The sequence below is a fragment of the Streptomyces sp. SID3343 genome (assembly GCF_009865215.1).
Classification (GTDB): domain Bacteria; phylum Actinomycetota; class Actinomycetes; order Streptomycetales; family Streptomycetaceae; genus Embleya.
The window spans coordinates 1-5,968 of record NZ_WWJX01001305.1 but is presented as its reverse complement, the minus strand read 5'-3'; the positions used below and the strand labels follow the sequence as shown (position 1 = coordinate 5,968).

Genomic DNA, 5,968 nt, shown 5'->3' with positions numbered 1-5,968 from the left:
CCGAGGGCGCCACGTTCCCCGCGCTCGAACGGCGCGACCTGCAACCGTGATCCGGTCCGATCCAAGCGCGGCAACAGGCTTTCGAGCTGTTCGCTCATGACCGCCGGGCCGCCGACCGTACGCCGGATGATCGCCTCGTCGAGAACCGCCGAAAAGAAGGGCGCATCGTCTCCTTGGAGCCGCTCCTGACGGCTCAAGCGGTCATCGACCTTGGCGTCGATCTTGTATTCGGGCGCTTCGGGCTTCGCCGCCCTGAACAGCGCTCGCGCATATGCCCTGGTCTGTAGCAGGCCCGGGATTCGATACGGCGCGTACTCGTTGATCTCGCAAGCGTCTTCCTCCAATCGCATGTAGTCGCGGTATCGGTTGGGGAACCGCTCGTGCTTGACCATCTTCCACAGGGTTCTGAACATCCCTCGGGTCCCGAGCGCATCGTCAAGCTTGCCCGGCAGTTCACGCGGGATCGTGCCTCCTGTCTCATACCGCGCCCATGCTGAAACCGAGTAACCCAACGGCTCGGCAAGCCGCGCAATAGACAGCCCGGCAAGCTCTCGTTGCTCGCGGATTGCCTCCCCGAACTGGTGCAACCGCCTGTCGCCGGAAGCCGAGGGGCTCGACGCGAACGGCACTCGCCATCACTCCATTTCTCACCGAGGTGTGGGACGGATTCCCGCGCGAACGTGGGACATCAGGTCACTCCCACGTGGGCGGACGCTCCGTCACGATCGACCAACACAGAGCAGTCAAGCGCGTGAAGTGTAAGGAGCGCAGCCGAATGCGAGAGCCGACCGAGCAGGACCACGACCACAGACCCAAGGCACCGAGGCCCGACAGCAGGATGTGGCTCGCGGTCTACCAAGTCGACCGGAACGGAACCCGAGTCGTGCGCCCGCCCGAACACTTCAGTGGCGCGCCCTCGGCACCATGGCCGTTCGGCGACGGGGTCAAACCCCCTGACCCGCCCTGCACATGCTCGCCGAACTGCCCCTATCCGGAGCGCACCACGCCGCCTCTCGCGACCCCGTGACTGCCCTGGTGTTCCACACCGGCGCATGGACACCCGGGCGCCCGAACCGCCGCGCCGTGCCGGAACCCGCAACACGGCGCGGCGGGCACCAACGCCAAGAAAGGAAGACGAGCTACCGAAACTGCCTACCGCAAAGCACCCGCCCGCGTTGTCGATCAGATCATGCAGATCGCACAGCCACCCATCCCCGCCGAAGTACTCGTCAACCGCACGAGTCAACGGCCACGCCGGGCGCCGCTCGCCCCGCTCGATTCGGTACACGAGCGACCCTGAGCAGTTGCCGATCTTGCGAGGTCATCGGCGCTCGAACCGCGCCAGTGGCCCCAGGACGGGACCGGTTCGCGGGTGGTGGCGGAAGCGGTCGCGCTCATCCGCCGGGCGGGTCTGCCGGTCGACACGGACCTTTGGCCCCGACGCCCGCAGACTGCGCCAACAACTGCAAGGCAGCAGACTGCAAGCCGGTCTGACACCGTAACCGGTTGTGAGGCGGAGCCCACCGAATCGGTACGTATCGGCGTGGTGGGCTCCCTAAACTCTGAACACATGACCGACTTGACGAGCACCGATCACGTTGCGCTTCCACCCGTGGCCGATCCGGTAACTGCCGCTCTCGTTGACGACGTGCAACGCGCCTTCATCATCTCGAAGGTGACGTTCGTGGACGCTCTCGCCGAACTGTGCACGGTGACGGGCGGCAACATCGACGACCTGATGAGCGCGCTTGCGCTGGACCCGCGCTGCGGGTGGCTGCCGGCACCGGGCAGTGAACACCCGAAGGGTCCGATGCCCGAGTTCAAATTCCCGGGAAAGCCCTAGCCATCAGCCGAGCAAGCCCCGGCTGAGGTCGACTCGGTCGGGGCTTCGCCACGTCAACTTCCGGCGCCCTCTAACAGGAGCTGACGACATGACGAACGCTATCGCGCGGGCACTCGCAGGGGTGCTGCGACTCCTCAGCCCACGCAAGACCGGCAAGCACGCCGCCGCCCGCCCAGCCCCCGTCGACAACACACAGCCGATCCCGGACGCGCACGACGTCACCAACGAAGCACACGATGAGCCGGACGCCGGACCCGTTCGCCCGACGCGCCCGACATGGTGGCCCCCCGATGCCCTCGGCGTTCGAACCGGTCTGCCGTCATATCGCCTGTGCTGCCGCTGCATGGAAGGGCGCCACAATCCACGAGCGGCAGCGAGGAGAGCGACCGGAGGTCGTCGTCCGACACCAAAAAGGCCCGACTCGAAGGCTTTCGCCTTCGAGTCGGGCTGCCGTCGTGCCCCGGGTGGGGGTGGGGACACGAGCGGCCGGGGATGCGAGATCCCCGAACGGCTACAGACCCTGGGGGGGATTGGGCTGCGCCTGATCCACTCGGAAAGGGGGGAGTCCCGTTGGTTTCCGAATGGACCTTCGCTCAAGAGGCTAGTAAAAACCGTGGCCGAAGAAAACCTGTCGACCCGACCGGATTTGGCCTTCAGGGACGGTTTAAGTCGCTCTTAAGAGTCGATCACGCCCGATGTGCCCCCAGGCGCATGTTCCGTGACACACAGTCAGGAAATCGGGGATCGACGGCGCCCACGGCGTCTCTTCGCGGCCCGGCGACTCCCGCGTGTGACGGAGGTCGCACGGCCCGCCCCCAACCGAACGCTGATCTCGGCCCCGCCCAACACCGAGCGCCCGATCCCCACCTCGCCTCCCGTGGCCTCCGCAAGCCGCCGCACGATGTCCAGGCCCAAGCCCGTCGACCCGTCACCGCCCTGCCCGTGACCGCGCCGCAGAGCCGCCTCCGGGTCGTCGATGCCCCCGCCGCCGTCGGCGACCAACAGGATCACCGCGTCCTTGCCCGAGTGCAGCGTGACCGAAAACGGCACGCCCTCCTCCGTGTGCCGGAACACGTTGCCGAGCATGGCGTCCAACCCCGCCGCCAACTCGCCGCGGGCGATCGGTACGCGTACCGGTACCTCCGCGCCCACCAGTTGCCATCCCCGGTCCTCGTCCTCGGCCAGCGCCGACCAGAACGCCATCCGCTCCCGCACCACCTCGGCGGCGTCGCAGCCCACGAACTCGATGCTCGCGCTCGCCCGCCTGGCGGTTCGGATCACCTCGTCCACCTCGCGCTCCAACTGCGCCACCGCGTGCCGGGTCTGCTCGGCCAGCGGATCGTCGCCGAGCGCCGCCGCGTTCAGCCGCAGCGCCGTCAGCGGCGTACGCAGCCGGTGCGACAAGTCGGCCGCCAACTCACGTTCGTTGGCCAGGAGTTGTTCGACCCGGTCGGCCATCGTGTTGAACGACGTGGCGGCTTCCTGGAGTTCGGAAGGGCCCTGCGGATCGATCCGTACGTCCAGATCCCCCACGCCCAACGCCCGGGCGGCCGCCGCGAGTCCGCGCGCCGAGCGCACCACCTGCGCACCGAGCCGGTCGGCCAGCACCACCGACCCCCCGACCAACAGCCCGGCCACACCGGTCAGGACCAGCCACGCGGTGGTCACGCCGTGGTCCAGGTCACCGTCGGGGACGTACACCTCGATCACCGTGACCCGGCCCGCATCCAGCACCAGCGGTTGGAGCAGGGCCCATCCGCTGCCCGCCCGTACCCGAAACGACCGGGCCGACTCGCGCGCCGTGGCGAGATCACGCTCGTCGGCGCGCGGGCGGCCCAGGATCGAGCCGTCGGGCAGGTGGATGGCGATCCGTCCGGTGGACCCGGCCGGCATGCTCGCGATCGCCGGTTCGAGCGCCGCCCGATCGGTGGTGATCACCAACGCGGGCAACAGCGCGGCGGCTTGTCGCTCCGCGTCGGTGAACGTCCGGTCCGCGGCGATCTCGCGAATCACCAGTCCCAGTGGGATCAAGAACGCGAGCGCGACCATCGTGGTGACCGCGAGCGACACCCGAACGAGCGTGCCCCGCAAGCTCCGAGGCGACCGCGGCCGCGTGCGCGTGCGCGACGTCACGCCCGGGCTCGAACTCGAACCCGAACTCGAACCCGGACTCGGACTCGAACCCGGGTCCGTGCCTGGGCTCGACCCCGGGTCTGACCCCGAACTTGCCCCCGGTCGCGCCGTCGCGGCCTTACGCTCCCCCGATCCCCCCGCCACCGTCACGCGGGCGGCTCCAGCTTCACCCCGACACCGCGCACCGTATGCAGATACTTCGGCGCGCGCGCCGTCTCCCCCAACTTGCGGCGCAGCCACGACAGATGGACGTCGATCGTCTGATCGTCGCCGTACGACTGGCCCCACACCTCCGCCAGGATCTCGCGGCGCGGCACCACGTTGCCGGCCCGGGAGGCCAGGAACGCGAGCAGATCGAACTCACGTCGCGTCAGATTCAGTGCCACGCCGTCCAGTTCGGCTTCGCGCCGGCGAACGTCCACATGCAGTCCCCCGACCGCGAACGTGTCGCCGCCGCTGCGCCCGCGTGCCCGCCGCAACACCGCGGACAGCCGTGCGCCCAAATGCTCGCCGGAGAACGGCTTCGTGACGTAGTCGTCGGCGCCGGCGTTGAGCAGCCGGACCACCTCAGCCTCGTCGTCACGCGCGGTCGCGATGATCACGGGTACGTCGGAAATGCCGCGCAGCATCTTCAATGCCTCGGAACCGTCCAGGTCGGGCAATCCGAGGTCCAAGATGACCACGTCGAAGGGGTATTGGGCCACTTCGCGCAGCGCCTCGAGGGCCGTGCCGACGCTGCGGACGGCATGTGAGGACGAGGTGAGATATCGGATCAATGCCGAACGTACGAATTGGTCGTCCTCGACCACGAGCACCTGTGCCATGGTTCGGAACCGTACTCGTACTCGTGGGCGCACCCGGCCACTGAGGGGGAATACGAGAGGGGGAGGATGAGGGCCGTGCGAAGAACCATCACGTCGGTTTCGGTATGGCTGACGGTGACCGCCGTGGCCGTGGCGCTGTCCTGGCTGGGGGTCCGCAGCGTCCTGCGCGACACCGTCTTCGAGGCGCCGAGAGCACCGACCCTGACCGCCGACGAGGACCTCCTGCCGTCCCCGACCCACGCGGCGCAGGCCACCGCGCCCGCCCCGATACCGAATCTGATCTCGGCCACGAACCGCACCACGTCCGCGCCTCCGACCACGCCGAAACCGCCGCCCTCGACACCTCCGGGCACGCCGAGCCCGCCGGGCACGTCGAGTACACCGAGCACGCCGAGCGCACCGGCCACCCAAGGCGCGGCGGCTCCCCCCGCCGCCGCGATACCCACCATGGGATGGCCGCCACCCCTGTCGAAAATGGACGACACCGGCGAGACCCGGAGGGGCCGGAGCGTGGAGAGCTTCGAGGTCCGCGGCGGGCGGGCGTCGTTCCGGTACGGCCCGACCTCGGCGACGCTGGTCGCCGCCACCCCGAAACCGGGCTGGTCGGTCAAGGTGTGGCCGAACCCGGCGTGGATCCGAGTCGACTTCACCAACGGGGGTCACACGTCGTCGGTGATCGTGGCGTGGAACGACCAGGAGCCGATCGCCTCCACCCACGAGGACTGACACCGCCGAACACCGGCACGCCGAACACCCGCACGCCCGCCTACCGGCCACACCCACCTCGGCGCGCCCCGACACCGACCCGGCACCGGCCCGATCCCGGCCACAGCGCCCCGGAGCGCTTGGAGCGCTAGGAGCGCTAGAGGTCCTCCAGCACCTCGGCCGCCGTCGTCCGCAGCGCGCGGGCGGCGCGGGTCGCGGTGTTGTACGCCTCGTCACCGCGCCCGTCCGTGAACGCGTTCGACGCCTGGATCAGGCCCTGTGCCCCCTTGAGCACGTCGACCGCGGCGGCCAGGAGGGCTTCGCCGCGCGGGTCCTGACCCTGCTCCGCCGCCATGGTCGCGAGTTGCTGCGTGAGCACGGTCAAGCGCATGTCCACGCCACGCGCGCCGGACAGCGGGGCGGGACGCGGGTCGCGCACCGTCGGCGCGCCCTGCCGCGGTGG

General features: G+C 69.4%; 6 protein-coding genes. 2 read left to right on the top strand and 4 right to left on the bottom strand.

Annotated features, from left to right (window positions below; all coding sequences use genetic code 11):
• A partial coding sequence (locus GT354_RS41385) for a helix-turn-helix transcriptional regulator (protein ID WP_161361824.1) occupies positions 1-629 on the bottom strand: 629 nt, incomplete at its 3' end.
• A gap of 941 nt (positions 630-1,570) precedes the next feature.
• Between GT354_RS41385 and GT354_RS41380 the strand changes: the two genes are divergently transcribed.
• Positions 1,571-1,843 (top strand): hypothetical protein, encoded by a 273-nt coding sequence (locus GT354_RS41380; RefSeq protein ID WP_161361822.1) that lies wholly within the window; start codon positions 1,571-1,573, stop codon positions 1,841-1,843.
• Positions 1,844-2,572: 729 nt separating this feature from the next.
• Here the strand turns inward: GT354_RS41380 and GT354_RS41375 are convergent.
• On the bottom strand, positions 2,573-3,934 hold the full coding sequence (locus GT354_RS41375) for a HAMP domain-containing sensor histidine kinase (protein ID WP_161361820.1): 1,362 nt from the start codon (positions 3,932-3,934) through the stop codon (positions 2,573-2,575).
• Positions 3,935-4,122: 188 nt separating this feature from the next.
• Positions 4,123-4,800: a response regulator transcription factor gene (locus GT354_RS41370; protein ID WP_161361818.1), complete on the bottom strand. Its 678-nt coding sequence runs from the start codon at positions 4,798-4,800 to the stop codon at positions 4,123-4,125.
• Between the two features lie 75 nt (positions 4,801-4,875).
• Between GT354_RS41370 and GT354_RS41365 the strand changes: the two genes are divergently transcribed.
• Positions 4,876-5,526, top strand: coding sequence for a hypothetical protein (locus GT354_RS41365; RefSeq protein ID WP_161361817.1), 651 nt, complete (start codon positions 4,876-4,878; stop codon positions 5,524-5,526).
• Positions 5,527-5,662: 136 nt separating this feature from the next.
• Here the strand turns inward: GT354_RS41365 and GT354_RS41360 are convergent.
• Positions 5,663-5,968 (bottom strand): hypothetical protein (locus GT354_RS41360; RefSeq protein ID WP_237535963.1); only part of this gene is annotated, 306 nt, incomplete at its 5' end.

What these genes read in the sequence shown, in the direction of transcription:
- GT354_RS41380 (WP_161361822.1), top strand. Translation starts at nt 1,571, where the DNA reads ATGACCGACTTGACGAGCACCGATCACGTTGCGCTTCCACCCGTGGCC.
- GT354_RS41370 (WP_161361818.1), bottom strand. Translation starts at nt 4,800, where the DNA reads ATGGCACAGGTGCTCGTGGTCGAGGACGACCAATTCGTACGTTCGGCA.